The following is a 25,689-nucleotide window of genomic DNA, read 5'->3' as shown; positions in this document are numbered from 1 at the left end:
GTTTGACGATGGTCCTGACCACCACACACTGAAGAAGGAAAACAGATGAGCAACCGAATCGCCTTCATCGGCCTGGGCCACATGGGCGGCCCGATGGCCGCCAACTTGGTCGCGGCCGGTCACACCGTCATCGGCTACGACCTGGTGCCCGCCGCTCTTCTGGAGGCGACCGCGAACGGGGTGACCGTCGCTGAGTCGGCGGCGGCCGCGGTCGCCGCCGCCGAGATTGTGATCACCATGCTCCCCAGCGGCCGGCACGTGCTCGGCGCCTACCAGGGCGACGGGTCTGCTGCCGGACTTATCGCATCCGCTGGGCCGAACACACTCTTTCTCGAATGCTCCACGATCGACGTGAGCGATGCCCGCGCGGCGCGCGACCTCCTCGTGGCGGCCGGGCACCGCGGCCTGGACGCCCCGGTCTCCGGCGGAGTGGGCGGCGCCACGGCCGGCACGCTCACCTTCATGGTCGGGGCCGACGCCGCGGACTTCGAGTCGGCACTGCCGGTGCTGCAGGTTATGGGCGGCAAGATCGTGCACTGCGGCGAGTCCGGTGCAGGGCAGGCGGCCAAGGTCTGCAACAACATGATCCTCGGAATCTCCATGATCGCCGTGAGCGAGGCATTCGTGCTCGGTGAGAAGCTCGGCCTCAGCCACCAGGCTCTGTTCGACGTGGCCTCCGCAGCCTCCGGCCAGTGCTGGGCCCTCACCACCAACTGCCCGGTGCCCGGACCGGTTCCGACCAGCCCGGCCAACCGGGACTACCAGCCGGGCTTTGCCGGAGCGCTCATGGCGAAAGACCTCGGCCTGGCCGTGAACGCCCTCGAAGCCACCGGCGTCGCGGCCGAACTCGCCCCGCTCGCCGCCCAGATCTACCGCCGCTTCGCCGACGCGGATGGCGGTGGCCGGGACTTCTCCGGCATCATCACCGAGATCCGTGCCAACTCCGAGCACACCTAAGCTGAAACCATGACTCAGGTTTCCGAAATTTTCGATCCGTCCCTGTGGAAGCCGGTCGACGGCTTCTCCGCGCTGGCCGACATCACGTACCACCACGACAACGCCGGCCGGGTCGCCCGCGTCGCCTTCAACCGGCCGGAGGTGCGCAACGCCTTCCGCCCGCAATCGGTCGATGAGCTCTACCGGGTGCTCGACGACGCCATGCAGAACACCAAAATCGGCGTCGTGCTCCTCACCGGCAACGGACCAAGCCCCAAAGACGGCGGCTGGGCATTCTGCTCCGGTGGCGACCAGAGAATCCGCGGCCGCGACGGCTACCAGTACCGCGACGGAACCGTGAGCACCGGCCGGTTGCATATTCTCGAGGTGCAGCGACTCATCCGCTTCATGCCGAAGGTCGTCATAGCCGTCATTCCCGGCTGGGCGGCCGGCGGCGGCCACTCCCTGCACTCGGTCTGCGACCTGTCGATCGCCAGCAAGGAACACGGCATGTTCAAACAAACGGATGCCGACGTCGGGTCGTTCGACGGCGGCTACGGCAGCGCCTACTTTGCCCAGCACGTTGGGCAGAAGTTCGCCAGGGAAGTGTTCTTTCTCGCCCGCCCGTACGACGCGCAGCGCGCCTACGAAATGGGCGCCGTCAACGCGGTGGTGCCGCACGCGGAACTGGAGACGACCGCGCTGGACTGGGCCAACACCATCCTCACGAAGTCGCCAACCGCGATCCGCATGCTCAAGTACTCCTTCAACGCCATCGATGACGGACTGGTCGGCCAGCAGCTCTTCGCCGGTGAAGCCACCCGCCTCGCCTACGGCACCGACGAAGCCGTCGAAGGCAAAGAAGCGTTCCTCGAACACCGCGAACCCGACTGGTCTCCGTTTCCCTGGCAGTTCTAGCCGGCACAACAGGCGAGACCAACAGGCTCGCAGGAAGTAGATCATGAAAATCATTGTTCTGGTCAAGCAGGTACCCGACACCTGGGGCGACCGCACCCTCGACCTCAGGACGGGGTGGCTCGATCGAGTCTCGAGCGACTGCGTCATTGACGAGATCAATGAGCGTGCCCTCGAGGTGGCGCTGAGCTATCAGGACAGCAATGACGCTGAGGTCGTCGCGCTCACCATGGGGCCCGACTCGGCCAAAGACATGCTGCGCAAGGCACTAGCGATGGGAGCCGACTCAGCCATCCACCTGCTCGACGGCGGCCTGGCCGGAGCCGACCTGCTGCGCACCTCCGAGGTCATTGCCGCCGCAGCCACCAAGGCCGGGTTCGATCTGATCATCGCCGGCAACGAATCCACCGACGGCCGCGGCGGCACGCTCCCCTCGCTCATCGCCGGTCGGCTGGGCGTGGCGCAGGCCACCTACCTCGACTCCGTCGTCATCACAACGGATGCCGTCAGCGGCCACCGCGCCACCGAAAACGGGTCGATGACCGTGCACGCCCAGCTTCCCGCCGTCGTATCGGTGACCGAGCAGTCCGCCGAACCCCGGTTCCCCAACTTCAAGGGCATCATGCGCGCCAAGAAAAAGCCCGTCACGGTCTGGTCCCTGGCCGACCTCGGGCTGGAAGCGACCTCGGCATCCGCTCATTCCGTGATAACCCAGACCAGCCCCCGTCCGGCCCGGGTGGCCGGCACCAAGATCGTCGACCACGGCAACGCGGGCGTTGAACTCGCGGAGTTTCTCGCCGCCGGCCGTCTGATCTAGGAAGGCACACAATGTCGAATGTTCTCACCCTCATTGAAGTCTCGCCCGACGGCGCCATCGCCAACACCGCAGCGATGCTGCTCGCCGCCGCAGCTCGTCTGGGTACACCGGTCGCCGTCGTCGCCGCGGCGCCCGGCATCTCGGCCATCCTCGCCGAACAGCTCGGTGCTCTCGGAGCCGAACAGGTCTACGTCGGCGAAACCGACCAGACCACGGCCGTGCTGCTCACCCCGCAGGTTGAAGCCCTCGTCGCCGCCTTCACCGCGCTCGAACCGGCCGCCGTTCTCGTGGCTCACTCCATCGATGGCCGCGAGATTGCCGCCCATGTCGCGCTCCGCACCCAGGGTGCCCTGCTGACGGATGCCGTGGACCTGCACCGGGACGGCGACGCGATCGTCGCCTCGCACTCCGTCTTCGGCGGCGCGTACACCGTCGATTCGACGGTGCAGGGTGGCCCCGCCGTCATCACTGTGCGGCAGGGCGCAATCGACGATCGTGCCGAGGCGAAAACGGCGACCGTCACGCGCGTCACGCTCGACCTCGACACCTCCCGATCGACCCTGATCGACAGCGCCGAGGCCACCCCGGTGGCCGCGGACCGGCCCGACCTGCGCGGCGCCAAAACCGTGGTGTCTGGCGGTCGCGGTTTGCAGTCGCAGGAGAAATTCGTGCTGGTGGAGCAGCTCGCGGATGCCCTCGGCGCCGCGGTCGGCGCCTCCCGCGCGGCCGTCGATGCCGGGTTCGTAGCTCAGACCTCGCAGGTCGGCCAGACCGGTGTGACCGTCTCCCCGCAGCTCTACATCGCGCTGGGAATCTCCGGCGCCATCCAGCACCGGGCCGGCATGCAGACCGCCAAGACCATCGTCGCGATCAACACCGACTCTGACGCCCCCATCTTCGACATTGCCGACTTCGGAATCGTCGGCGACGTCTTCACCGTCGTTCCCCAGCTCATCGATGCGATCGGCAAACGAAGCAGCGCGCAGTGACCTCCTCGGGCAGCCGCCTCGCCACCCTCGCCGAAAACCGGTGGTTCAAGCTGGTCTGGATCATTCCGGCGGGCATCGTGGTGCTGGCCGTGGTCGTACTCGCAGCCAGGGGCATCCGTTCGCTGCCCGACGTGCAGTCCTTCCTCACCGAGTATCCAGGAACGACGACCCTGCCCGACTCCGCCCCGATGGGGATTCCGGCCTGGCTCGCCTGGCAACACGGTCTGAATGCCTTCTTCATTCTGTTCATCATCCGCTCGGGCTGGCAGATCCGCACCACCAAGCGTCCCACCATGTTCTGGAAACGTAACAACACCGGGCTCATCCGCACCAAGACCCCGCCGATCAAGATCAGCCTGAATCTCTGGCTGCACATCACCTTTGACACCCTGTGGGTCGTGAACGGGGTTCTGTTCTACGTTCTGCTCGTTGCGACCGGGCAGTGGCTTCGGCTGATCCCGGTGACCTGGGAAATCTTTCCGAACGCCCTCTCCGCAGGCCTTCAATACGCGTCGCTGAATTGGCCGGTCGAAGACGGCTGGGTCAACTACAACGCCCTGCAAACCATCAGCTATTTTCTCGTCGTATTCGTCGCGGCACCCCTGGCCCTGGCCACCGGGCTGCGCATGTCGCCCTCGTGGACCTCGAAGCGACTGAGCAAGCTCTACCCCATTGCAGTGGCCCGTGCAGTGCACTTTCCGGTGATGATCTTCTTCGTGGCCTTCATCGCGGTGCACGTGATTCTCGTGTTCGCAACCGGTGCGCTGCGCAACCTCAACCACATGTATGCCGCGCAAAACGCTGACGGATGGCTCGGGTTCTGGATTTTCGCCGGCGCCCTCGCCCTGATGATCGCGGCCTGGTTCGCCGCCCAGCCGTTCGTGTTGCGAGCGATCGCCTCACTCACCGGCACCGTGTCGCGCTGAGCCGGCCATAATCTGACGCTTCGCGCCGCCCGCCTACTGGCCATCGACGTCGTGCAGCGCCAGCAGTCGCGCCCCGAATCCCTCCGTGTTCACCCGTGCCCTGGTGGCCTGCCAGACTTCGGGCGGTGCACCGATCAAACCGCCAGCGCAGGGCCGGGTCGGAGTCAAGCATCCACTCGAGAAGTTTCGGGTCGGTCGTCATTGTCAGCACGTTACCCGCATTTTCGCATTGCGCAGCCGCCTAGAACGTATATGATTTGAGAAACAATAATAGAACACCGCGTTCTATTATCGAACAGGGTCGTAAGTGGCCACACTCGTTTTAACCACACAGAGAAGTGAGGAAGCCGTGCAGTTTCACCACCACGGATACGTGTCCACCGATCCGCGCACCCAGGATGCGGCCGGAGTCGGCATCGATCGCCCCGACGAACTCCCCGACACCGTCGACGTTCTCATTGTGGGAACGGGCCCGGCCGGCATGATCACCGCCGCCCAGCTCTCCCAATTTCCCGGTATCACCACCCGCATCGTGGAGCGCCGCGGTGAGCGTCTCGCGATCGGGCAGGCCGACGGTATCCAGGCCCGCAGCGTCGAGACTTTTCAGGCGTTCGGCTTTGCCGAGCGCATCATCGCCGAGGCGTACCGCATCACCGAGATGGCGTTCTGGAAGCCAGACGCCACCAACCCGGCCAACATCATTCGCACCGCCCGCGCCATCGATGATCCCACCGGCATCAGCGAGTTTCCGCACCTCATTGTCAACCAGGCGCGCGTGCTCGACTACTTCGCCGAGGTCATGGCGAATTCGCCTACCCGCATGGTGCCGGACTTCGGCTACGAGTTTGTCAGCCTGACCAACACCACGCGTGAAACCAACAGCGTGGGCGACTACCCTGTCGCGGTGACGCTCGTACACACCACCGGCCCCAAGAAGGGTCAGGAGCGCATCGTTCACGCCAAGTACGTGGTCGGCGCCGACGGTGCCCGCAGCGGCGTGCGCGATTCGATCGGCTGCACCCTCGCTGGCGACCAGGCCTTCCACGCCTGGGGAGTCATGGATGTGCTGGCCGTCACCGACTTTCCCGACATTCGCACCAAGTGCGCCATCCAGGGGGCTAACGGAAGCATCCTGCACATTCCGCGCGAGGGCGGCTATCTGTTCCGCATGTACGTCGACCTCGGCGAAGTCGCCCCCGATGACAACGGCGCCGTGCGCACGACGACGATCGACGAGATCATCCTGAAGGCGAACGAGATTCTGCACCCGTACACACTCGACGTGAAAAACGTGGCCTGGCACAGCGTCTACGAGGTCGCCCACCGCCTCACCGACCGCTTCGACGACGTACTGCCCGAGGAGATCGGCATCCGCTCGCCGCGCGTCTTCATCATGGGTGACGCCTGCCACACGCACAGCGCCAAGGCGGGCCAAGGCATGAACGTCTCCATGCAGGACGGTTTCAACCTCGGTTGGAAGCTCGGCTACGTGCTCGACGGTCGCAGCCCCGAGACACTTCTCAGCACGTATTCCGCGGAGCGCCAGGTCATCGCCAAGAACCTGATCGACTTCGACAAGGAGTGGTCTTCACTGATGGCCGCCAAGCCCGAAGACCTCAAGGTGCCGCTCGAGGACTTCTACACCCAGACGGCGGAATTTCCGGCCGGCTTCATGACCCAATACCCGCCGTCGATGCTGATTGGTGAAGCAACCCATCAGGCGCTCGCCACCGGTTTTCCCATCGGAAAGCGTTTCAAGTCAGCTCCGGTGGTGCGCGTCGCCGACGCCAACCCGGTCGAGCTCGGCCACCACCACCGCGCCGACGGCCGCTGGCGCCTCTACGCGTTCGCTGACGCTGCCAACAGCTCCGCGCTCACCGCCTGGGCCGAGTGGATGCGCACCGCTGACGATTCCCCCCTGCTCGCCCACACTCCAGCCGGCACCGACATTGACAGCGTCTTCGACGTGAAGGTGATCTACCAGGAGGCGCACACCGAGGTGAACCTCGGCCAGGTCGACCCGGCGTTCCTGCCGAAAACCGGCCCGTTCGGGTTGATCGACTACGAGAAGGTCTACGCCGCCGACCCGACGCACGACATCTTCGAGCAGCGCGGCATCAACAGAAGCGGCGCCGTCGTGATCGTGCGCCCCGACCAGTACGTCGCGCACGTGCTGCCGCTGACCGCTACCGCTGACCTGGCCGCATACTTTCGGCAGATGCTGCTGGTTCGGTAGGTCTCACCGAGAAAGGATACTGCGCCCCATCCCTAGTCGGCCGCGGGCCGCTGCCGGTTGCGTTTCGTCGCTGAGCGCTGCTGCTTGACCGCAAGGTGCCGCCGGGCCGAACCCCGCGTGGGTTTGGTCGCGCGGCGCGCGGCCGGTTCCGCGGCCAGCGCGGCGGTCACCAGGTCGGCCAGCTTGCGCAGGGCGATCTCGCGATTGCGCAGCTGGGAGCGCTGCTCGCTGGCTGCGATGGTGACCACGCCGGAAACGAGACGGTGCCCGAGCCGGGTGAGCAGCAGCATCCGCTCGTCGTCGGAGAGCACGCTCGACTCGGCGACGTTCCAGAACAGCTCGACGCGGCTGTCAGAGGTATTCACGTGCTGGCCGCCCGGGCCCGACGACCGAGAGAACCGCCAGCCGAGTTCGCGCTCTGGAATCGTCAGCGCCGGCGACACCTCAAGATCCATGCCCCTAGCGTTACACACCCGAAGATCCCCCGCGCACGAAAAGTATCACAGATCTTTCCCTGCGGCTCTCAGAACAGGGCGATCTCAGAACAGCGGCCAGACGATCGCCTGCAGTAGCCCGAGAATGTGCCATTCGAATCCGGGACGAAGGAGATGGCCGCTCTCAGAACGACACTCCGCAGACGAGCGCCGCATTGGCGAACGGTGTGGCCTCCCCGGTGCGAATGAACAGCTTCGCGGTAGCGGAGAACGCCTTCAAATCCGCGTGGCTGATGTACTCGATTTCGTTGAATCGTTCGGCCAGCCAGGCTCCAGCGGGGGCGGTTTTGGCTTCCTCCGCCGCGACGCACCCCTGGAACACCATCTCATCGAGCAGGGCGTCGAGAACCTGTTCGAACCGCGGAATACCGTGCACCAGAGCCAGGTCGATCACGGCAACCCCGCGCGGGATCGGCAGGCCACAATCCGCGAGCAGAATGACATCCGTGTGACCGAGCCGGGCCAGGGCCCCCGACAGATCAGCGTTCAGAATGCCCCGCTTCTTCATGCGTTCACCGTCGGCAGCACGTTCGCCACTGTCGGATACGAGGTCTGCGTTCCGCGGCTCTGCACCGCGAACGCCCCGACCCGCACGGCCAGGCGAACGGCCTGAAGAAGGCTCACGCCCGCGGCCAACTGCGCGCTCAGCGCTCCCACGAACGCATCGCCAGCACCCGCACTATCAACGGCGACAACTGTCGGGGACGCCACGGCGTTGGTACCCTCCCGGTCGGCGCAGATAGCACCCTTCGCGCCGAGCGTCAGAACAACGGATGCGACGCCCACCTCCAGCAGCCGGCTCACCAACTCGGCATCCTCGGTGGGGACACCGCGGTGGGGTGCCAGTTGTGCGAGCACGAGGGCAGCCTCGTGCTCGTTGACGACCAGCGGGTCGGCCCGCCGAATCGTGTCAGCATCCAGTTCGATCACCGGAGCCAGATTCAGTACCACCCGTCCCGTGGCCCGCCGCGCCGCCTCGGCGATTCCGTCGGCCGGAATCTCACCCTGCAAAACCACTACAGCAGCGGCGGCGATGATGCCCGCGCTGGCCTGAACGGCCTCGGCGCCCATGAGTGCATTGGCACCGGGGATGACCACGATCGTGTTCTCACCGTGATCATCCACGCTGACCAGAGCCAACCCAGTGGGTTCGTCGACCGTTCGCACGGCCGACTGGTCGACACCGGCGCTGGTCAGGATCGCACTGGCGACGGTGGCCTGCGAATCCCGACCGACCGCACCGACCAGGCGCACGCTGGCACCGAGCTGGGCCGCCGCCACGGCCTGGTTGGCCCCCTTGCCGCCGGGCAAGAACTCCATCGATGTTCCGATGAGGGTCTCGCCCGGCTTCGGGTGGCGTTGCACGCGGATCAGCTGATCGACGTTGATGGATCCCACGACAACGACCGAACCGGGCGTGGTGAGGGCCGTATTGACGAGGTGACTCACTTGGCGAAGTCGCCGACATTCGTCTTGGTGACGGAGACGACCTCGACCGGAACGGTCTTCGCGATCGTCTCGCCCTTGATGGCCTTGATGGCGAATTCGACGGCAAGCTTGCCGAGTTCGGCCGGCTGCTGCGCGATGGTCGCGACCATGGTGCCCGCCTTGATGGCGTCGAGTCCGTCGGTCGTGCCGTCGAAGCCGACAACGAAGACCTCGGAGCCGGCCTTGTCGCCCAGCGCCTGGATGGCGCCGAGGGCCATTTCATCGTTTTCGGCGAATAGACCAGTGACGCCCGGGTTGGCCTGCAGCAGGTTGGTCGTGACATCCAGCGCGGCGGCGCGGTCGAAGTTGGCCGTCTGCGTGGCGACAACGGTGATGTCGGGGTAGGCCTTCAGGCCCTCGTCGAAGCCGGCGCCGCGCTCCCGGCTGGCTGACGTTCCCGCTACGCCTTGCAAGTGGATGACGGTGCCCGTTTCGCCCATGGACTTGGCCAGTTCGTCGGCTGCCTGACGACCGCCGGCGACGTTGTCGCTGGCGACGAGCGACGCGAGGTCAACGTCGGTGACGGTGCGGTCGACTCCGATGACCGGAATTCCGGCGGTGATCAAGGCATCCACTGCCGAGGCGGCAGCATCCGAGTCCACCGGATTCACGATGACGGCCTTGGCACCGCTCGAGGCAGCAGTGGCGAGCTGGTTGGCCTGCGTAGCCGAGTCGTTCTGGGCATCAACGATGCTCAGCTGCACTCCGGCTTCCTTGGCTGCAGCCTCCGCGCCGTCGCGCAGTTCCACGAAGAACGGGTTGTTCAGGGTGGAAATGGCCATGACGATTTTATCGCCGGAGGCCTCAGCGCCGCCGCCGCGGCCACAGGCGGTGGTTCCCACCAGGATCAAGGCTGCTGTTGCGGTCACTGCCGCGATTTTGAGGAAAGAGGATGACTTCATTGGTTTTCCTTTGGATGAGGCGGTTGGAGGGGAAAGTTTGCTGACAGCTGGTGGGTCAGCTGTTGCGGGACTTGCGGCGCAGCACGTCGATACCAACGGCCAGGGCGATCACGAGGCCGATCACGACCTGCTGCCAGAACGAGGTGACGTTGAGCAGGTTCAGGCCGTTGCGAATGACGACCAAAACCAGGGCTCCCACGAGGGTGCCCGAGATTCTGCCGAGGCCTCCGGAGAGCGAGGCTCCGCCGATCACGACGGCCGCAATGGCGTCGAGTTCGTAGCCGGCGGCGGCCTGGGGCTGCGCGGAGTCGAGGCGCCCGGCGAGCAGCAGCCCGGCGAGGGCGGCGAAGAGCCCGGCTAGGGCGAAGACGGTGACGAGGATGCGCTTGACCGGCAGACCCGAGAGTCGGGCGGCTTCTGCGTTGCCGCCGACGGCATACATCGAACGGCCAATCACGGTGCGGTTGAGCACGAACGAGGCGGCCAGGGCGGCGATCACGAGAATGACGATCGGCATCGGCACCGGTCCGAGGTTGCCGCCGAGAAAGGAAACCTCGGGTGCGGTCTTAATCGGCCGGCCGTCGGAGATCACCAGGGTCAGTCCGCGGGCCACGCTGAGCATGGCGAGGGTGGCGATGAAGGACGGCAGCTTTCCGTAGGCGTTGGCCAAACCGTTGATAACTCCGGCGAGCGCTCCGACGACCAGACCGCCCACGAGGGCGAGCCAGCCTGGAAGGCCGGCACTGGCGAACATCCAGCCGGAGGACATGGCCGACAGTGCCGCCACGCTGCCGACGGAAAGGTCGATCCCGCCGGCCACGATGACGAAGGTCATTCCGAAGGCCAGCACGGCCACGGTGGAGACCTGGATACCGATGTTGAGCAGGTTCGGCCCGGTCAGAAAGTCCGGGGTTGCGATGAAGAGGGCGAGGCAGAGAACGACGAGACCGACCAGGGCGCCGTTGTTGGCGAGAAACTTCTTGTAGTCGATACCGCGGCGCGGCGTCGGCAGGGTGGTGGTGGACATGATGGTTTGCCTATCTCTGTTCGTGCGTCTCGTCGACATCGCGGGCAGCGAGTGTCATGACTGCGTCTTGGGTTGCCTCGGCGGCGCTGAGCTCGCCGGCGATGCGGCCGTCGCGCATCACCAGGATGCGGTCGCTCATGCCGAGGATCTCGGGCAGTTCGCTGGACACCATGAGAATCGCTCCCCCGGCCGCCGTGATCGTGTTCATCAGTTCGTAGATCTCGACTTTGGCACCCACGTCCACACCGCGCGTTGGCTCGTCGAGCAGCAAGATCGTCGAGGCGGCGATGATCCAGCGGCCGAAGACCGCCTTCTGCTGGTTGCCGCCGGAGAGTGCGCCGATCGGCTGGTCGATGGTGTGCATGCGGATGCGCAGTCTCTTCGCGACCGCGGTTGCCCGGCTGCGCTGGCCGGCAAAGTCGACCAGTCCCAGCTTCGCGGTGGACGCAAGGGTGGCGTAGCCGAGATTGTTATTGACGGATGCGTCGAGCACCAGCCCCTGTCCCTTGCGGTCCTCCGGCACGTGCCCGATACCCGCCGCGATCGCGGCCTTGATGCTGCCCTTCGGCAGATGCTGGCCGCGCACGGCGACCGTGCCGGAGGCGTATCGGTCGGCGCCAGCGATGGCCCGGATGAGTTCTGTGCGCCCCGCGCCAACCAGGCCCGCGATGCCGAGCACTTCGCCCGCCTTGACGGTGAAGCTGATGTCACTGAACAGCCCGGTCGACGTGAGATTCTCCACGATGAGCACCTCCGCGGCCTGACTCAGGTTTTCAGGCACCCGCGGAAACTGGTCCTCAATGCCGCGGCCGACCATCAGCTTCACGAGTTCGTCTTCGGAGGTGGAGGCCGGAACCTCCGCGATGAATTCGCCGTCGCGCAGCACGGTGACGGTGTCACCGACCTCGGCGATCTCGTCGAGGTGGTGGCTGATGAAGAGCATGCCGACGCCCCGCTGGCGCAGGTCGGCCATGACCGCGAACAGGTTTTCGGTTTCGTGGCGGGTCAGTGCAGCGGTGGGCTCGTCGAGGATGAGAATGCGGGCGTTGATGCTCAGCGCCTTGGCGATCTCGACCAGCTGCTGCCGGGCGATGCCCAGCTCACCCACCAGAATGTCGACGTCGATATCCAGGCCGATCAAGGCCAGCGCGGCTCGGGCCTGCTGGCGCAGGGCGCGACGGTCTACGAGACCGTGCCTGGTCGGCATCCGCCCGAGCATGACGTTCTCGGCAATGCTCATGGTGGCCACCAGGTTCAGTTCCTGGTGGATCGTGGCGATACCCAGCGCCTCAGCCGCGCGGGTGTTTGGCAGGGTGACCGTTCTGCCATCAACGACGATGTGGCCTGAGTCCGGCTGGTAGACACCCGCCATCATCTTGATCAGCGTGGACTTTCCGGCACCGTTCTCCCCGAGCAATACCTGAACCTGGCCGGGGTAGACACTGACCGTGACGTCGTGGATGACCGTGACGGGTCCAAAGACCTTGCCCACATTTTGCAGGGTCAGCAGTGGTTGTTGAGTCATGTCAGTTCTTCCTTCGGCTGGATGCGGGCAGGATGGGCAACGACGATGAGCCACGGATGACGAGTTCGCTGGGCAGCACGACCGATTCCGGGGTGTGCCCGGCGATGACTTCAAGCAGCATTTCGACGGCGATCCGGCCCATGTCCTCAACACTGTGGGAGATGACGCTGAGTGCCGGGTCGAGCAGGGCAAACCATTCGATGTCGTCGAAGGCGACCAGCGCGAGGTCCGTTCCGATGCGCAGACCTAACTTGTGCAGAATGGCAATCGCGCCGACGGCCATCAGGCTGTCCGCGGCGAGCAAGGCTGTCGGCGGGTCGTGCAACTCGAGCAAGGCGTGCAGGCCGGCCGAGCCACTCGCCGCCTGGAAGTCTCCGAAGTACACCAGGTCGGGGTCCTGGCTCAGACCGGCGTCGGCCACGGCCGCCGTGAAGGCTGCAAACCGGTCGCGGCCGGTTGAGGTCGCCTGCGGGCCGGAGATGTAGCCGATCCGGGTGTGCCCGAGGGCGGCGAGGTGTTGGACAGTCTGACGGATGCCGACCTCACTATCGGTGGTCACGCTCGGCACGTCGATACCGTCGATGGTGCGGTCCACGAAGACTGTTGGAATCTCGCGCTCGATCAGGGAACGGATGCTGCCGCCACCGTCGCCAAGTGGCGCCACGATGATGCCGTCTACCCGCCGAGAGATCAGCGTATCCAGGTACCGGTCCTGCTGTTCCTTCTGCTCGTTGGCGTTGCCGAGCAGGGTGACATAGCCCTCGGACAGGGCTGCTTGCTCGACAGTATGGGCGAGATCGGCGAAGAACGGGTTACGTACGTCGGGTACCAGCAGGCCGATGGAATCACTGCGGGTCGAGCGCAGGGCCCTGGCTTGGGCGTTGGGCCGATAGTCAAGCTCGATGACTGCCGCGGCGACCTTGTCCCGCGACTGGGGGGAGGTGGCCGGGTTGCCGGAGAGAACGCGGGAAGCGGTGGCCGCCGAAACGCCAGCCAGTGCGGCTACGTCCTTGATTGTGATGTCCGCCATCTTCTTCACCTCATTGTGGTTATGGAATCGATTCCATGGAATCGATTCCATACTAGGTCGTGAAGTGAACGTGTGTCAATGCGCCCCGGTAACGGGGACTCACGCCTGCACCGGGCTTCGGATCGTACCTGCACCCGCCCGGTTCGTGGCCGCGCGATCAACGGATGCCGTGGGTAGGTCAGACAGTGCCACGTTCCAGCCTCGACCAGATCGGTGGCACCGCGTAACGTTAGCTGAGCGGATGTCACCGTCGACACGTGCCACGGCACGGGGTTCCCTCGCATTCCACCACCGGCACAGAAAGATTTTTCTATGACGACCACCATTCCTGCCCTCGCCGCCCCCGCGGCCAACCAGCCCCTCGTTCGCACCACAATCGAGTTGCGCACTCCCGGCGCCCACGACGTGGCGATCGACATCAAGTTCGCCGGCATCTGCCACTCCGACATCCACCAGGCTCGCGACGAGTGGGGCGTGGGACTGTTCCCGATGGTTCCCGGCCACGAGATTGCCGGCATCGTCTCCGCCGTCGGCAGCGACGTCACCCGCTACCAGGTGGGCGACCGCGTCGGCGTCGGCTGCTTCGTCGACTCTTGCCGCGAGTGCGCCAACTGCCTCGCCGGCGAAGAACAGTACTGCCTGAAAGGCGAGGTCGGCACCTACAACGACCGCAACCACGACGGCACCCCCACCAACGGCGGCTACAGCACCGCGATCGTTGTTGACGAGAACTACGTGCTCGGCATCCCCGACGGCATCGAGCTCTCCGAGGCCGCTCCCCTGCTCTGCGCCGGCATCACGCTCTACTCCCCTCTCGTGAACTGGAAAGCCGGCCCCGGCAAGAAGGTTGCCATCCTGGGCATGGGCGGCCTCGGACACATGGGTGTGAAGATCGCCCACGCACTCGGCGCCGAGGTCACCGTGCTCAGCCAGACCCTCAGCAAGAAGGAAGACGGGCTGCGTTTCGGCGCAGATCACTACTACGCCACCAGCGACCCGACCACCTTCACCGAGCTCGAGAACCACTTCGACCTCATCGTGAACACCGTGGCCGCAAACCTCGAGCTGGAGGGCTACCTCAAGCTGCTCGCCCTCAACGGCACGCTCGTGCACGTTGGAATCCCCACCGAACCGGACAGCGTGAAGATGGTCTGGCTCGCCGCCCAGCGTCGCGCCATCGCCGCCTCCAAGATCGGTGGCATCCGCCAGACCCAGGAAATGCTCGACTTCTGTGCCGCTCACGGAATCGGCGCCGACATTGAGATCATCTCGGTCGATCAGGTGAACGAAGCGTACGAGCGTGTTATCCGCAGCGACGTGCGCTACCGTTTCGTTATCGACGTGGCCACGTTTGCCAACGAGACCCGCGCCGACGCGTAGGCTCCCCGACCGGCGCTATAGACACCGCCCAGGTCGATAATAAACCCAGGCACGAACCGCCCCGGGCCGCAGTTGTCAACGCGGCCCGGGGCATCCGTCGTTAATCGGGCATCGCTTCGACCACTTCATTCCCCTTACGGCGACGCTTGGATTGCGCTGCGTGGTGCGCTCGGGATTGCTCAATCTCGTTCTCAGCGCCGGGAAGCGCGCCCGCCTCGGGGCGCCGTATCTTTACCGGAAGGATTTGTTGCGTCAGAGAGAAGACTCGAGCGCCGCGGCATCCGTCTGATCTGCGCGCCAGGAGGCCAGGATGCGCAGCGCGTCGTTTGAGGAGGACGCCGGCTGGGTGCTGTAGACGAAGAGTTGCTGGTCTGGTTCGCCCGGAACCGGAAAGGTCTCGTAATCCACGTCGACCCGGCCCACGATCGGGTGCATGAAGCGCTTCACGCCGAAGGTGCACTCCCACACCCGGTGCTGACTCCACCACGCACGAAATTCGTCGCTCTTGACGGTCAACTCACCGATCAGTTCGTTGAGAGCCGAGTCGTTGGGGTGGGACCGAGCGTCGTGACGGAGCATAGCCGCCACATCGCACGCCACAATCTCCCAGTCCAAGTAGAGTGTGCGCGCTGACGGGTCGAGGAATGTCCACCGGGCCATGCTGCGCCCGAGTCCCGAGCTCTTCGTGAAGTCTTTCAGCAGCAGCTTGGCGAGGTCGTTCATGGCCAGCACATCCATGCCGACACCGAGCACGAAGGCCGGCTGTGCGGTAAAGGAATCCATTATGGTGCGCACCGAGGGTCGAACCGCGTGTGTGCGCCGCCGCTGCTGGCTGCGGCCGCCGGTCGACGCGGATAACAGTGAGAACAGGTAGCTGCGTTCCGCCTCATTCAGGTGCAACACACCGGCTAGCGCATTGACAACAGCATCGGATGCCTGGGTTACCCGGCCCTGCTCCATGCGCGCGTAGTAATCCACGCTCACGCCGGCCAGCCCGGCTACTTCGTCACGGCGCAGTCCGGGTACCCGCCGTGCGGCCGCGTGGGGGTTCACCGGCAGGCCGACATCAGCTGGCGTCAGTCGTGCCCGGGCTGAGCGCAGAAAATCAGCGAGGGTATCTTTGTCGTCCATGCCTCCAGTATCCCTTGCCGGTGCGCGTCGAACTTGTGGTGCGGCCCGCCCGTCGTCGACCAGGGGCTCACCAGATATGCACTTTTGCGATTGGGCAGCTGTTCGCCGGTGTCATCAACTGTACAATTGAGAATTCGTGCAAGTCTGGGTTCTCCAGCGTCTGTCCGGTGTAAAGCTGCACCATGCCTTTTGTGTTCTCAACCTGATGGATCAGCGCCGGGTCGCCTTTCTGTCCTCATCACGAGCAAGAGAGCCACACACATGAAAATGCAGGATCTGGCCGCCGAACTCGGAGACTCCGCCACGATTATGCAGCTCGATGTCGCGGATGCCACCGCAGTCACATCCATGTTCGCCACGATCGAGAGCCGTTTCGGTGGGGTGGATCTGCTCTTCAACAACGCTGGCCTGGGCATCAGCTCGCCATTTGAGAGCAGCGACCCCGCTGACTGGAAGTCAATGATCGATGCAAACTTGTACGGCGTGCTGAACTGCACCCAGGCGGCCATCCCCCTCATGCGCGGCCGGGCCGGCGCAATGATCTGTTCCGTTTCGAGCGTCGGAGGCCGCTACGGCGCAGCCACCTGGTCGGTGTACAGCGCGACGAAGTATGCCGTCGTCGGTTTTCACGATGCCCTGCGCAAAAAACTTGGCGAGGAGGGTATCCGCGTCTCGGTTCTCGAACCGGGCGCAGTCTGGACCGAGTTCGGCGAAAACGTCAGCGATGTTCTCCTAACCCGCCGCACACAGCTGGAAGCGATGCAGCCCGAAGACGTAGCCCAGGCGCTGGTCTTCGCCTTTGCGCAGCCGGCCAATGTACTCATCCAGGAGATTCTCATGCGCCCGGTCAAGCAGATCGCTCCCTGACCTGCTGCCGCTTTGCGGCCGGCACCGATACGAACCACGGACAGAATCGCTCTAAGCCCGGCTTCCCATCAGCTACCGGGGAGTAATCGCACCTGGTCGCCGCAGCCGACCCTTCCCGGGTGAATGACCCGAGCGTAGACGCCGAATGGCATGTCACTCCCGTTCAATCGGACGAGGGTCTTCAGTAGGTTTGTTCCGCGAGCGCCGGTGTCGGGCTCCTGATCGATGACGGCGCAGCGAGGGATACCGGCGCCCACGAGCAGGCGTGCGCTCCCCACGTCGAGTTCACGACCAGCCCAGGAATCTTCCACCTGTGCAGCCGCGTCGCCCGTGTCAATTGTGAACGTCGCCCGAAACCGGCGAGCATCAACGGTCGTGGCCGCCTCATCGGCGAGCCGGCGAAGCGAACTCGTTGTCACGATGGTGACGGAGTCGCCGTAGACCACGCCGCCCGGGGCGTTGATCTGTGCCAGAGCGACATCCTTGCCGAGCAAACGAGAGAATGCTCGGGCCCACGGCCCCGCAACCACGTGCATACCAACGGCGCGACCCCAGTAGTCCAGTGTGACATTTTGATCGTTGACCTCGGGTGTCGCGGAAATATGCTGCCCACCGATGTCGACCGACAGGACCCCGTCTTGCCACTGGGCTCGGCAGGTGATCAATAACGGATGCTCAACGGTCTTCAACACGCGCCCGTTAGCGAGGTCAACGACCGCGAAGAGTCGGTCCCCCGCCGGACCGTACGCTTCGAGCAGCAGGTTTTCCCGCGTCGTGTGTCGGCCGCCCTTGAGCTCCGACAGGCCAATGTCCCGAATCTGCATAATAATAATCACCCTATCGGCAGACTACTCGCGGGCCGGGGCAGCCCGAAGTACTTGCGAAATCTCGCTGCGGCCGCGGAGCACCGGCCGCAATCTCAATGTGGCCGATCAGCGCAGTCGTCGAGCCCACAGGACAACGTCGTGAGTGTGATGCGACCCGGCGCCGGTGGCTACATGGCGAGGCCGGGTCTCATCGATCTCGACCCGCCAGTTGTCGTCCAGCAGTGCAGCGACCTGGGCCGGGCCCACATAGTCCTCGGCATTAAAACCATGGGCGACGGCCGCCTCTTCCGTCGGAGCGGGGTGATGCACAAAGAGCAGCACACCATTGAGCGCGACAGCGGCAAGCAGCGCGTGCTCGGCAACGTTCTCGTCGGTACGCAGCAACGCGGGGTACTGCGCAGAAACCAGATCGAAGGATGCCGGTGGCAGCGCCGCCTCGACCAGGCCGGCGTGTAGCCAGTTCACCTGCACTCCGCGAACGGCGGCCTGGGCGGCTGCCCGGTCGAGTGCTACCCGCGACACGTCCAGCGCGGTGACGCGCCACCCGTGTTCCGCCAGCCAGAGGGCATCCGCTCCTTCGCCGCAGCCGACGTCAAGTACGCGCCCGGCCGGTAATCCTTGTATCTCGGTCAGGAGTGTCGCGTTCGGCTGCCCGCTCCACAGCTGTGCCGTGTCGGCGTAGCGCTCATCCCAGAATTCTTCGACCGCGCCGGGATCGCGCGGGGCGGGAACAGCGGATGCAACCTCCGCTTCGTGGTCGGTGTCGCCGGGTGAGGTTTCGTTCGTGTGCTCCATGAATCAAGCATCCGTCTTTCACGGGTGCGCGACAAATTTTGGTGGCCCACGGCGCTTCATGACCCGGTGCAGAGAGCGCCCGCTGGAGTCGATTACTGGTGCAAGGAGGAAGCCGAGTTGCTCTCTCCCCGCCGCTCGGCGCAGACTGGAGATACCGGATCGCGCCTGAGTCTTCCGCTTGTGGCTAAGGAGCTCACCATGACTGAACCGAACGATGCTCGCGTCGGCCTCTATATCGACTTCGACAACATCGTCATCTCGCGCTACCAGCAGCTGCACGGGCGCAACGCCTTCCAGCGCGACGGCATCCGCGATTTCAATAAAAAGAGCCCGGATGCCGACCCCGAGATCGCCGCACGCCTCGCTTCCGCGACGGTAGATTTCAACGCCATCATCGACTTTGCCGCGTCCTTTGGCACCCTGGTCGTCAACCGCGCCTACGCCGACTGGTCCGTGCCCGTCAATGCGAGCTACCAGCGCCAGCTCATGTCTCGTGCGGTGGACCTGACCCAGCTATTCACCACGACTACCCGCGGAACCAAAAATGGCGCGGACATCCGTTTGGCCGTCGACGTGGTCGAAGACCTCTTTCGCCTGCCTGACCTCACCCACGTGATCATCATCGCCGGCGACTCCGACTACATCGCGCTCGCCCAGAAGTCGAAGCGGCTGGGTCGTTTCGTGGTCGGCATCGGGGTCGCGGGCTCGACGAGCACCTCGCTGGCGGCAGCCTGCGACGAGTTCGAGGACTACGACTCGCTGCCCGGAATCGGCAAAACGACCGTCACCACCATTGAGGAGAGGCCCAAGTCAAGCAGGAAGACCCCGGAAACTGTTGAGATTACACCCGACCCGGCGCCCGTCCAGGCCCGACTTTTCGCCACTAATCCCATGTTCTCGCACACCGAAGACGCGCAGTTCGACGAGCCTGAGGCCGGCGACGACATTGACCCACAGACACTGGCCACGGAGCTCCTTGTGCGTGCGCTGCAGATCGGTCACGCCAAGGGTGACGCCGACGAGTGGCTCAACACGGGCACGATCAAGAACCAAATGCGCCGCATGGACCCGTCCTTCAACGAGAAGCCGCTCGGCTTTCGGTCCTTCACCGACTTTCTCTCCTCGCGCAGCGACTTGGCCGAGCTGAAAGAGGATGGCCCTCAGCGGCTCATCCGACTGCGCCCCGAAGCAGAAAGTAGGCGCTAAGCCGCCACGCGACTCTGCGCAGCGGATCGGCGACGAGCGCGCTCCGCCACCCCTGCCGCCACAAGCGTCGCCACGCCTGCCGCGGCCGTCGACACCGCGACGATCATCTCGGTAAAGGGAGTCGTGTCGTGCGACTGATAGCCCAGGATGGCCGGCGCAATCTGAAAGGTGACGACGATAGTGCCCGGCAAGGTGACGCCGAGCAACAACAGGCACGCGACGGATGACGCCCATGACACGCGCAGCGAGCGCACGCTCAAGACGATCAAACCAGCGAACCCGATCAAACTCAGCAGCATCTGCACCGGCAGGAATTGCAGCGGAGACGGAACACCCATGAGGCCCGAAACGAGGGCGTGCATGCCGGTGATGCCGAAAGATGCTGCGGTGGCGACGGTAAGCATCCGCTCAAAGCCACTGTCGCGACTCGCGACTGATCGTGCCAAGGCCCTGATGCCCAGCGCCAGCAGCAGAAGACTTAAGCCGAAAAATTGCGCGGTCGTGCCGAGGTTTTCCCACGGGTCCGCGGGGTACGAGTAGTCGAAACGGTGGTCTTCAATGGAGGTGTCGGTGCGCGTCCATGAGTCGGTGAGCACGACCCACCGTTCCAACGAGGCGACAAGCTGCAGCGCGGCCGCTGCAAGAAACAGCCCGGCCGCGGCGAGCGACCAGCGGACCGAAACACGACGGGCACGATTTGTCTGCATGCGGTTCACGGTGCGAACGATGACTGCCATGCGCTCAGAGTAGCAACTTGGTGAAAGTTGGCAAGCGAACAGTGGGTAAATCTAGACGCGAGGCCGTGAGCACCGCCGCGCATCACGAATGTCGTATCGCCGTGAGCCCCTTTGCGACGCAACCAATAAACCCTGCCAGCTCGGAGGCCATGGGAACACCAAATATTCTTCATTCCAACGGCGATCGTCGGTGCCCTTCCATGTGTTCTTGGGTCCTCGTATAAAGCGGTAAGCTCTTACAGTTGTCTTCCGCAGGTTTCGAGTGTTGGAATCGCTTTGCGGAAGCGGCGGGCTGTGGCGCAGCTTGGTAGCGCACTTGACTGGGGGTCAAGGGGTCGCAGGTTCGAATCCTGTCAGCCCGACCAAATGTCCCGGAAACTCAAGGATTTCCGGGACTTTTTTGGTTAAGAGATTTGATTAAGTCATCACTACCCCATCACTTTGAGCGTTTTGGAGCCGGTGATTCGGCCTTCGCGTGCGAGTCGCCGTCGTCGGTTTCGGTACCTCCCGATCGTCCGGGATCGTCGTGCGCACCTTCTGGGCATGAGTATCCACGACGACAAGCTAACCTCCCCTCCCACCGACAGCTGGGGGCTCGAACCGCTGATGGACGTTGCCGAGCTGGCCGCCTACCTGGGTATCCCCATCTCCACGGTCTACGACTGGCGGGTGCACGGCAAAGGGCCAACGGCCTACCGGTTCGGCAAGCATCTGAAGTTCGCCATTTCCGACGTGCGAGCCTGGATCGCCCAGCAGCGCGAGCCCTCCCCCAGCGAGCCCCGGCGCACCGATCGGCGGTGAGCTGAGGTGGCCCGGCAGCGGCTCACGATCGGCACCTTCGGCGACATCAACACCCGCCAGACACCGACCGGCCGGTACGAGGCGAGAACCCGCTACCGGGACTGGGACGGCCACGCGCGCCTCGTGCAAGCCTCCGGTACCACGGCCAACGCCGCCGAGCGGGCGCTGAAGGCCAAGCTCGCCAACCGGGACCTGTTCTCCAACCCGCCGACACAGCGCTGACGCCCGACAGCCTGTTCAAAGACCTGGTGACGTACTGGCTGGAAGACATCGACCTGGAGGATCGGATCTCCCGGACCACCCGCAACCTGTACGAGCGCAACATGCGCACGCTTGTCTCACCCGCCTTCGACAACCTGGCGTTGCGGGAGATCGGTGTGGCCCGGTGCGACAAGTTCATTAAGCAGCTCGCGAAGCTCTCCTACAGCCGGGCCAAACAGGCTCGGGTCGTATTGCGGCTGGCATTGGAACTGGCCGTGCGGCACGAGGTACTCCCCCGCAACCCGATGCACCACGTCGCCCGCCTCTACCGCGAGCCGCACGTGCCCAATGCCCTCACCGCCCCAGAGGTGAACGTCATCCGCGCGGCGATCGCGCAATGGGAGAGCGCCGCCAACCATATCTCTGGCCCCAAACCCGATGGCCAGCTCGGCGCGATCATCGAGGTGATGCTCGGCACCTCGGCCCGCATCGGTGAGGTTCTCGCCATCCGACGCCGGGACATTGACATCACTAGTGCCGTGCCCTCCATTCGCCTTGCCGGAACCATCGTCAGTCGCAACGGCGAACTGACCTTCCGGCAAGACCATCCCAAAACCGCGAAGTCCACGCGTGTTGTGGCACTGCCCACATTCACCGCTGACGCCGTGCGCCGGCGGCTCGCCAAATTCGGGAGTCTGGGCCTGGATGGGCTGCTGTTTCAGTCCCGCGACGGCACTCCGTTGACGACCGCGAACGTGCGTCGTCAGTTGCGACAGGTGCTCGAGGGAGCGGGCATCAACGGAGTGACACCACACATGTTCCGCCGCACGGTCGCCACCGCGGTCAACACCAACGCCAGCATCGAACTCGCCGCCGAGCTGCTTGGCCACACGGACACGCGGGTCACGGTGCAGCACTATATCCAGCGCAGCGAACTGGTGAACCCGGCTACTGCTGCACTTCTCGACCGCGCATTCGCGAAAGACAAGGAGTGAACGCGGTGCTGCCACGGTGGCAGCACCGTGAGATCTGGGGTTTTTCTGCAAGTCAGGCCATAAGCTGCCCGACCGCCGCCGCACTTCTCGACCGGGCCTAGGCAAGGGTTGCCGACTGGAATGCGGTGGTGCCACGGTGGCACCGCCGTCTGATCTGCAGTTTTGTCGAATCCCATGTTCACGTTCGTTCCGGTACCAAGGGTGCCTGCTAGATCTATCCTCAGTGATACACCGAAATTTGAGGATGCGCAATCGTCTTTCGGCGACGGGGAAGGAATAGCATCTCGCCATGGACAGCAGCGAGAGGGGCAGGAGCGAAGTTCAAAAGCCGGCCGACGGCATTGCGGCGTCTAGCGATGCGTCGTGGACACTGCCGGCAGCTATGACTGGCCGGGCGAGCCCCGCGAAAGCGGCCGTCGGGGACAAGCCTGTCTTCGCGTACATTGCCAGCCTTCCGCAGCCGCAGCGAGGCATCATCGAAGCAATCGACGCGCTGGCCGCCAAAACACTGCCCAACCTCCATCGCTCTGTGAAGTGGGGCATGGCCTACTACGGAGTAGGCGACGGATGGTGCTTCAGCTGCGGCGGTTTTGCAGGCCACGTCAAGCTCATGTTCATCAACGGCGCGGCGCTCGAGCCGGTACCGCCGGTGACACCGGTAGGGATGGGCAAGTCGACGCGGGGTGTGGAGCTCGAGTCCGTGGACCACGTCGACGACCACCCGATAGCGGCGTGGATGACACAGGTCGCGTCCGTGCCGGGGATCGGAGGGAAGAAGCGGTGACGCCGAGAATGGCCGTATAGGCCAGAATTCGTCTGCGACGCAAGCCACGTGCGTCGAGCCATCTTCAGGAAGTATCGGGAGCGGCCGCGGCGATGCTGGGTCAACCTCCGCCCGATGCGAAAACCAAATTGATGGGCTGGCCATCCGCGAGTCACTTCCACCTGTCGTAGCGCCGTCAGCAGAATCGGTGCCGCTGGAACCTAGTGCGCTGCCTGGCGGCCATCAAAGTCTGGTCCCAGACCTTCTCAGAAATCTGCAAACGTTCCTCGATCGACCTCATCCATCGAGGCCTGCGATCCGAGCACGAAGCACCACCGGGACACGGCGTGGTTCAGATCGACGGCCCTCTTGAGCCGGTCCGTCCGATGACTCCGGTGGGAGTGGGCAAAGCAACACGTGGCGTGGAGTTCGATTCCGTGGACGACCTCGAGGCACGCCAGATCTCGGTCTGGATGGATCAGGCCGCGTCCGTGACAGGCGTCGGGGAACTCCCATCAGCCGAGTGTCACTCAGGTAGTGGCGCAGTATAGCTAGCGCGGCGAATGATGGTCCTCAAATGAGCATGAATGGGAGGTCCGCCGCGACATATTGCTAGCGAGCGCGATACGAACACCGCGAATGCATGGCAGAGTTGCGTTAGGCGCACGGACGTGCCGGATCTCCGCAAGCTGCGGATACTTATCGCACTTGGGGGACGGGATGACGGTCGAACCTGCACGAACTGTTGCGGCGGTTCTGGAGAGGTTCGGCTCGAACTTCTCGGCGTTCAGTAGCGCTTTCAACGAGGGACAGTACGTCCTCTGGCTCGGTTCGGGTATCTCTCGCGAGAGAGTGCCGAATGTTGGCGAACTCATCGGACGGGTCGTAGAGCACCTCCGGTTCAACATTGTTGAAGGCAAGCCGGGTTGTGAGTACCGGACTGCGCTCGACGACGTGATGCGGCTCGCGGGCCTTATGCCTGAAGAACTAGCGTCGATCGATTTCTCGATTGTCGTCGACGAGTGGCCACTCAAGGCCCGCGTCATCTCCGTTCTGGTGACGAACTACGCGCGCGTTCTTGATGTGCTCGTGGGTGATGACAATCCGGATGACTATCTTGTCTGGACAGGGCTCGATGTTCCTAACACGTACGGATCGCCAGATCTTGAACCTGATGTAGAGCACTACTGCATCGCGATCCTGATGCTCGAGGGGCTGGTCGAAACAGCAGTCACGGCAAACTGGGACGGCCTCCTGGAGACGGCGCTGAATGAACTGACCCCCGCATATGGCTCGCTGGTTCGGGTTGCGGTTAGCCCGGACGATTTCCGTGTAGTTGGAAGGCGTCTCGAAGTGATCAAGGTCCACGGCTGCGCAGTGCGTGCCCGAGACGGGGAACCTGAATCCCGTAACGCACTTGTGGCACGCCACTCACAGATTTCGGCGTGGACGGAGCAGCCGAAGAATCGTCTGATGCGTAAACAGCTTGAGTTGCGATACGCGGCTCGCCTGACGTTGATGATTGGCCTCTCGGCGCAGGACGAGAACTTCCACACGGTGTTCGCAGCTGCGGCCCAGGATCTGGCTCGTTCGTGGCCGATCTCACCGCCTGCGGTTGTTCTCAGTGAAGAGCGTCTCGAGTCGTATCATCAAAGCGTTTTGAGGACCACTTACGGCCCGACCTTCGAAGGAAACGGGACCGCCATCAAGGACTCGTCACTTCTGGGTGCTTACGGTAAACCAGTTTTGCTGGCGTTGGTTTTGTCGTCACTTACTGACAAACTGAGCTTCTTGATTGGGCGTGAAATTGAAAGCATCTGGGGCTCAGCGGCCGTGAAGCAGTTCCAGACAGACCTCCTTGGCCTCCGCGACTTGGCGGCGAGCCATGCTGACCCCTTTGACCCGACAGCGCTCAAATACCCCGAGATTCTAGAGTTTCAGCGGGAGTTCGCTGCCCGTCTTATCGATGTAGCGAATCTGGCGCTGGCGGTCTTTCGTACGGGGCGCATGCCGACTCCCGGTGGCGGTCGCTATGAACCGTTGTCGGATCGTCCTGCCGCTCAGGCGGTTCTTAACGCAGATTTCCCTTCGAAACAGTTCGGGCGGTTTGGCGTCGCGTTGGCTTTGATTGGTCGCGGTCTTACGTCGGGGCAGTGGTCAGCTGTGCCGGGCGATAGTAGAGCAGCCGGTGACGGTGTGGTTCGTTTGGTCACTAGCCAGCGAAGCGCCCGCGTGTTTTTCGTAAAGGACGCCACGACGTTGACGCAGCTTGAGTTGGAAGGTTCGTTCGACGACAGCGAGGGGGATGCCCTGATTGTCATCGCTGATGCAGAGCCCCCGGCACAAACCCGATCGCCGAAATCTCGCTTCGGACGTGATGGCAAAGTCAGCGCCGGGCGGTTCAGCGTCGCATCCAACATCACCAACACCGACTCAACTGATGACTTGTATGAGGCTTTTAAACTAGCGGGAGGGTTCTGATGACAAGCGTTCAAGATGTCCTAGCTGTATTGGAAAGCGCTGGCTTCGAACGACTTTCGAAGCCTCTTACTGTTGTCGGCACAGAGTTCGACTTCGAGGCCGCGGCCCGTGGGACGAACACTTCGCATGACTTAGTTCTGATTGCGACTGACCAAGTTCCTCGTCGGCGCCTGAAACGTCTCGTCGCGGGCTTAGCTCGCTCCCTAGACCTCGCGGCGTC

26 protein-coding genes and 1 tRNA gene are annotated in these 25,689 nt (G+C 64.0%); 15 read left to right on the top strand and 12 right to left on the bottom strand.

Features of this window, described 5'->3' with window-relative positions:
• The first annotated feature begins 45 nt into the window (after positions 1-45).
• The 5 genes from mmsB to BLS91_RS04545 are packed head-to-tail and all read left to right on the top strand — an operon-like array spanning position 46 to position 4,583.
• Positions 46-957, top strand: coding sequence for a 3-hydroxyisobutyrate dehydrogenase (mmsB, locus tag BLS91_RS04565; RefSeq protein ID WP_092339567.1), 912 nt, complete (start codon positions 46-48; stop codon positions 955-957).
• A 9-nt stretch (positions 958-966) separates the two neighbouring features.
• The gene (locus BLS91_RS04560; protein WP_092339566.1) at positions 967-1,854 is read left to right on the top strand and encodes a 1,4-dihydroxy-2-naphthoyl-CoA synthase; all 888 of its coding nucleotides are present in this window, start codon (positions 967-969) and stop codon (positions 1,852-1,854) included.
• Between the two features lie 43 nt (positions 1,855-1,897).
• On the top strand, positions 1,898-2,668 hold the full coding sequence (locus BLS91_RS04555; protein WP_092339565.1) for an electron transfer flavoprotein subunit beta/FixA family protein: 771 nt from the start codon (positions 1,898-1,900) through the stop codon (positions 2,666-2,668).
• An 11-nt stretch (positions 2,669-2,679) separates the two neighbouring features.
• Positions 2,680-3,657: an electron transfer flavoprotein subunit alpha/FixB family protein gene (locus BLS91_RS04550; RefSeq protein WP_092339564.1), complete on the top strand. Its 978-nt coding sequence runs from the start codon at positions 2,680-2,682 to the stop codon at positions 3,655-3,657.
• Positions 3,654-4,583: a cytochrome b/b6 domain-containing protein gene (locus tag BLS91_RS04545; protein ID WP_092339563.1), complete on the top strand. Its 930-nt coding sequence runs from the start codon at positions 3,654-3,656 to the stop codon at positions 4,581-4,583. Before BLS91_RS04550 ends, BLS91_RS04545 begins: the two co-directional genes overlap by 4 nt.
• Positions 4,584-4,616: 33 nt before the next feature.
• On the opposite strand, the gene BLS91_RS19520 is transcribed toward BLS91_RS04545, so the two are convergent.
• Positions 4,617-4,751, bottom strand: a complete 135-nt coding sequence (locus BLS91_RS19520) for a hypothetical protein (RefSeq protein ID WP_420838489.1) — start codon at positions 4,749-4,751, stop codon at positions 4,617-4,619.
• Between the two features lie 181 nt (positions 4,752-4,932).
• Between BLS91_RS19520 and BLS91_RS04540 the strand changes: the two genes are divergently transcribed.
• Positions 4,933-6,819 carry an FAD-binding monooxygenase gene (locus BLS91_RS04540; protein ID WP_092339562.1) on the top strand — a complete coding sequence of 629 codons (1,887 nt, stop codon included), beginning with the start codon at positions 4,933-4,935 and terminating at the stop codon, positions 6,817-6,819.
• Between the two features lie 32 nt (positions 6,820-6,851).
• Here the strand turns inward: BLS91_RS04540 and arfB are convergent, their stop codons facing one another.
• The 7 genes from arfB to BLS91_RS04510 all read right to left on the bottom strand — a co-directional run bounded on the left by arfB (position 6,852) and on the right by BLS91_RS04510 (position 13,285).
• The gene (gene arfB, locus BLS91_RS04535) at positions 6,852-7,274 is read right to left on the bottom strand and encodes an alternative ribosome rescue aminoacyl-tRNA hydrolase ArfB (protein ID WP_092339561.1); all 423 of its coding nucleotides are present in this window, start codon (positions 7,272-7,274) and stop codon (positions 6,852-6,854) included.
• A gap of 163 nt (positions 7,275-7,437) precedes the next feature.
• Complete coding sequence (gene rbsD, locus BLS91_RS04530) at positions 7,438-7,821, bottom strand: D-ribose pyranase (RefSeq protein ID WP_092339560.1); 384 nt, start codon at positions 7,819-7,821, stop codon at positions 7,438-7,440.
• Positions 7,818-8,762: a ribokinase gene (locus BLS91_RS04525; protein ID WP_092339559.1), complete on the bottom strand. Its 945-nt coding sequence runs from the start codon at positions 8,760-8,762 to the stop codon at positions 7,818-7,820. Before BLS91_RS04525 ends, rbsD begins: the two co-directional genes overlap by 4 nt.
• Positions 8,759-9,703, bottom strand: coding sequence for a substrate-binding domain-containing protein (locus BLS91_RS20145; protein ID WP_104090953.1), 945 nt, complete (start codon positions 9,701-9,703; stop codon positions 8,759-8,761). The genes BLS91_RS04525 and BLS91_RS20145 overlap by 4 nt, the downstream gene beginning before the upstream one ends.
• A gap of 55 nt (positions 9,704-9,758) precedes the next feature.
• The gene (locus BLS91_RS20140) at positions 9,759-10,730 is read right to left on the bottom strand and encodes an ABC transporter permease (protein ID WP_134347022.1); all 972 of its coding nucleotides are present in this window, start codon (positions 10,728-10,730) and stop codon (positions 9,759-9,761) included.
• 10 nt (positions 10,731-10,740) lie between these two features.
• Positions 10,741-12,255, bottom strand: a complete 1,515-nt coding sequence (locus BLS91_RS04515; RefSeq protein ID WP_092339558.1) for a sugar ABC transporter ATP-binding protein — start codon at positions 12,253-12,255, stop codon at positions 10,741-10,743.
• Between the two features lies 1 nt (position 12,256).
• Positions 12,257-13,285, bottom strand: coding sequence for a LacI family DNA-binding transcriptional regulator (locus tag BLS91_RS04510; protein WP_092339845.1), 1,029 nt, complete (start codon positions 13,283-13,285; stop codon positions 12,257-12,259).
• Between the two features lie 312 nt (positions 13,286-13,597).
• Here BLS91_RS04510 and BLS91_RS04505 point away from each other — a divergent pair, with 312 nt between their 5' ends.
• A complete protein-coding gene (locus tag BLS91_RS04505) occupies positions 13,598-14,665 on the top strand; it encodes an NAD(P)-dependent alcohol dehydrogenase (protein WP_092339557.1) in 1,068 nt (355 codons plus the stop codon).
• Between the two features lie 252 nt (positions 14,666-14,917).
• Here the strand turns inward: BLS91_RS04505 and BLS91_RS04500 are convergent, their stop codons facing one another.
• On the bottom strand, positions 14,918-15,796 hold the full coding sequence (locus BLS91_RS04500) for a helix-turn-helix transcriptional regulator (protein WP_092339556.1): 879 nt from the start codon (positions 15,794-15,796) through the stop codon (positions 14,918-14,920).
• 108 nt (positions 15,797-15,904) lie between these two features.
• Here BLS91_RS04500 and BLS91_RS04495 point away from each other — a divergent pair, with 108 nt between their 5' ends.
• On the top strand, positions 15,905-16,663 hold the full coding sequence (locus tag BLS91_RS04495) for an SDR family oxidoreductase (protein ID WP_276326786.1): 759 nt from the start codon (positions 15,905-15,907) through the stop codon (positions 16,661-16,663).
• A 68-nt stretch (positions 16,664-16,731) separates the two neighbouring features.
• On the opposite strand, the gene BLS91_RS04490 is transcribed toward BLS91_RS04495, so the two are convergent.
• Together BLS91_RS04490 and BLS91_RS04485 are read right to left on the bottom strand one after the other, a co-directional pair.
• Complete coding sequence (locus BLS91_RS04490) at positions 16,732-17,487, bottom strand: MOSC domain-containing protein (protein WP_092339554.1); 756 nt, start codon at positions 17,485-17,487, stop codon at positions 16,732-16,734.
• A 108-nt stretch (positions 17,488-17,595) separates the two neighbouring features.
• Positions 17,596-18,285: a class I SAM-dependent methyltransferase gene (locus BLS91_RS04485; RefSeq protein WP_092339553.1), complete on the bottom strand. Its 690-nt coding sequence runs from the start codon at positions 18,283-18,285 to the stop codon at positions 17,596-17,598.
• Positions 18,286-18,483: 198 nt separating this feature from the next.
• Between BLS91_RS04485 and BLS91_RS04480 the strand changes: the two genes are divergently transcribed.
• Complete coding sequence (locus BLS91_RS04480; RefSeq protein ID WP_092339844.1) at positions 18,484-19,491, top strand: NYN domain-containing protein; 1,008 nt, start codon at positions 18,484-18,486, stop codon at positions 19,489-19,491.
• Here the strand turns inward: BLS91_RS04480 and BLS91_RS04475 are convergent.
• Entirely contained in the window at positions 19,488-20,228 is a 741-nt protein-coding gene (locus BLS91_RS04475; RefSeq protein ID WP_092339552.1) for a hypothetical protein, read from the bottom strand. The genes BLS91_RS04480 and BLS91_RS04475 overlap by 4 nt on opposite strands.
• Positions 20,229-20,516: 288 nt before the next feature.
• Between BLS91_RS04475 and BLS91_RS04470 the strand changes: the two genes are divergently transcribed.
• From BLS91_RS04470 to BLS91_RS04445, 6 genes are all read left to right on the top strand, one after another.
• Positions 20,517-20,593: transfer RNA gene (locus tag BLS91_RS04470), tRNA-Pro, on the top strand.
• A gap of 178 nt (positions 20,594-20,771) precedes the next feature.
• On the top strand, positions 20,772-21,029 hold the full coding sequence (locus BLS91_RS04465; RefSeq protein WP_241983048.1) for a helix-turn-helix domain-containing protein: 258 nt from the start codon (positions 20,772-20,774) through the stop codon (positions 21,027-21,029).
• 6 nt (positions 21,030-21,035) lie between these two features.
• A complete protein-coding gene (locus BLS91_RS20495; RefSeq protein ID WP_241983049.1) occupies positions 21,036-21,251 on the top strand; it encodes a hypothetical protein in 216 nt (71 codons plus the stop codon).
• 26 nt (positions 21,252-21,277) lie between these two features.
• Positions 21,278-22,225 (top strand): tyrosine-type recombinase/integrase, encoded by a 948-nt coding sequence (locus tag BLS91_RS04460; RefSeq protein ID WP_241983050.1) that lies wholly within the window; start codon positions 21,278-21,280, stop codon positions 22,223-22,225.
• 289 nt (positions 22,226-22,514) lie between these two features.
• Positions 22,515-23,009, top strand: coding sequence for a DUF1801 domain-containing protein (locus tag BLS91_RS04455; RefSeq protein ID WP_092339551.1), 495 nt, complete (start codon positions 22,515-22,517; stop codon positions 23,007-23,009).
• A gap of 699 nt (positions 23,010-23,708) precedes the next feature.
• Complete coding sequence (locus tag BLS91_RS04445) at positions 23,709-25,469, top strand: SIR2 family protein (protein WP_159433822.1); 1,761 nt, start codon at positions 23,709-23,711, stop codon at positions 25,467-25,469.
• Positions 25,470-25,689: the final 220 nt, after the last annotated feature.

Origin of the sequence: Cryobacterium flavum (genome assembly GCF_900103805.1) — a bacterium.
In the GTDB taxonomy this organism is placed as follows: Bacteria; Actinomycetota; Actinomycetes; order Actinomycetales; family Microbacteriaceae; genus Cryobacterium; species Cryobacterium flavum.
Note: the sequence above shows the minus strand (reverse complement) of the source record. Positions and strands in the feature narration are given on the sequence as shown.

Coding starts and splice junctions, on each gene's coding strand:
- mmsB (WP_092339567.1), top strand. CDS start 46: ATGAGCAACCGAATCGCCTTCATCGGCCTGGGCCACATGGGCGGCCCG.
- BLS91_RS04560 (WP_092339566.1), top strand. CDS start 967: ATGACTCAGGTTTCCGAAATTTTCGATCCGTCCCTGTGGAAGCCGGTC.
- BLS91_RS04555 (WP_092339565.1), top strand. CDS start 1,898: ATGAAAATCATTGTTCTGGTCAAGCAGGTACCCGACACCTGGGGCGAC.
- BLS91_RS04550 (WP_092339564.1), top strand. CDS start 2,680: ATGTCGAATGTTCTCACCCTCATTGAAGTCTCGCCCGACGGCGCCATC.
- arfB (WP_092339561.1), bottom strand. CDS start 7,274: ATGGATCTTGAGGTGTCGCCGGCGCTGACGATTCCAGAGCGCGAACTC.
- rbsD (WP_092339560.1), bottom strand. CDS start 7,821: ATGAAGAAGCGGGGCATTCTGAACGCTGATCTGTCGGGGGCCCTGGCC.
- BLS91_RS20145 (WP_104090953.1), bottom strand. CDS start 9,703: ATGAAGTCATCCTCTTTCCTCAAAATCGCGGCAGTGACCGCAACAGCA.
- BLS91_RS20140 (WP_134347022.1), bottom strand. CDS start 10,730: ATGTCCACCACCACCCTGCCGACGCCGCGCCGCGGTATCGACTACAAG.
- BLS91_RS04515 (WP_092339558.1), bottom strand. CDS start 12,255: ATGACTCAACAACCACTGCTGACCCTGCAAAATGTGGGCAAGGTCTTT.
- BLS91_RS04510 (WP_092339845.1), bottom strand. CDS start 13,285: ATGGCGGACATCACAATCAAGGACGTAGCCGCACTGGCTGGCGTTTCG.
- BLS91_RS04505 (WP_092339557.1), top strand. CDS start 13,598: ATGACGACCACCATTCCTGCCCTCGCCGCCCCCGCGGCCAACCAGCCC.
- BLS91_RS04500 (WP_092339556.1), bottom strand. CDS start 15,796: ATGGACGACAAAGATACCCTCGCTGATTTTCTGCGCTCAGCCCGGGCA.
- BLS91_RS04490 (WP_092339554.1), bottom strand. CDS start 17,487: ATGCAGATTCGGGACATTGGCCTGTCGGAGCTCAAGGGCGGCCGACAC.
- BLS91_RS04485 (WP_092339553.1), bottom strand. CDS start 18,285: ATGGAGCACACGAACGAAACCTCACCCGGCGACACCGACCACGAAGCG.
- BLS91_RS04480 (WP_092339844.1), top strand. CDS start 18,484: ATGACTGAACCGAACGATGCTCGCGTCGGCCTCTATATCGACTTCGAC.
- BLS91_RS04475 (WP_092339552.1), bottom strand. CDS start 20,228: ATGGCAGTCATCGTTCGCACCGTGAACCGCATGCAGACAAATCGTGCC.
- BLS91_RS04465 (WP_241983048.1), top strand. CDS start 20,772: ATGAGTATCCACGACGACAAGCTAACCTCCCCTCCCACCGACAGCTGG.
- BLS91_RS04455 (WP_092339551.1), top strand. CDS start 22,515: ATGGACAGCAGCGAGAGGGGCAGGAGCGAAGTTCAAAAGCCGGCCGAC.
- BLS91_RS04445 (WP_159433822.1), top strand. CDS start 23,709: ATGACGGTCGAACCTGCACGAACTGTTGCGGCGGTTCTGGAGAGGTTC.